Genomic DNA, 570 nt, shown 5'->3' with positions numbered 1-570 from the left:
GTACAAATTCCTCCTGATATGATATGAAATAAGCCCAGTATTTCGGGTGAGATAAAATGACGCTGTCAAAACCTTCGATTGAGCAAGAAGAGGTGGACAGTCGCCGGTTTGCGCGCAATACCGCAATGTCGTGGCTTTCCAGTTTAGTGAAAGGCGTTTCGCAGCTAATTATGCTTCCTGTGATGGCGCATTTACTCGGGCCCTCTGCCTTCGGAATTTACGCTTTAGCGCAGCAGGATGAAGCAAATACACTTATATGGTCAACGGCGTATTGGCTTTTGCTATTCAGTATTTCTATAATGGCGGTATGTGTAGCTGCATCGGGCTATATACTTTCGGCGCTGACCGGCCATGCTGAGCTTATATCTGTTATGCTCATTTTATCCGCAGCGCTTCCGTTGATGGCAGTTTCGATTGCACCGGATGCGCGCATCTTAAGAAGGGGAGACTTGAGCTTTCATTCAATGACTGAAATGGTAAGTACAATAGTTTCGTCATTTGTTGCGATTGCGGCAGCATTTTCAGGCTGGTCGGTCTGGAGCTTAGCTTTTCAGTATTTATCTATATATG

At 45.6% G+C, this 570-nt stretch carries 1 protein-coding gene; it reads left to right on the top strand.

Annotated features, from left to right (window positions below):
• Positions 1 to 56 precede the first annotated feature (56 nt).
• A partial coding sequence (locus FV233_RS29800; RefSeq protein ID WP_147899669.1) for an oligosaccharide flippase family protein occupies positions 57 to 570 on the top strand: 514 nt, incomplete at its 3' end.

The sequence above is a fragment of the Methylobacterium sp. WL7 genome (assembly GCF_008040085.1).
GTDB lineage: Bacteria > Pseudomonadota > Alphaproteobacteria > Rhizobiales > Beijerinckiaceae > Methylobacterium > Methylobacterium mesophilicum.
Note: the sequence above shows the minus strand (reverse complement) of the source record. Positions and strands in the feature narration are given on the sequence as shown.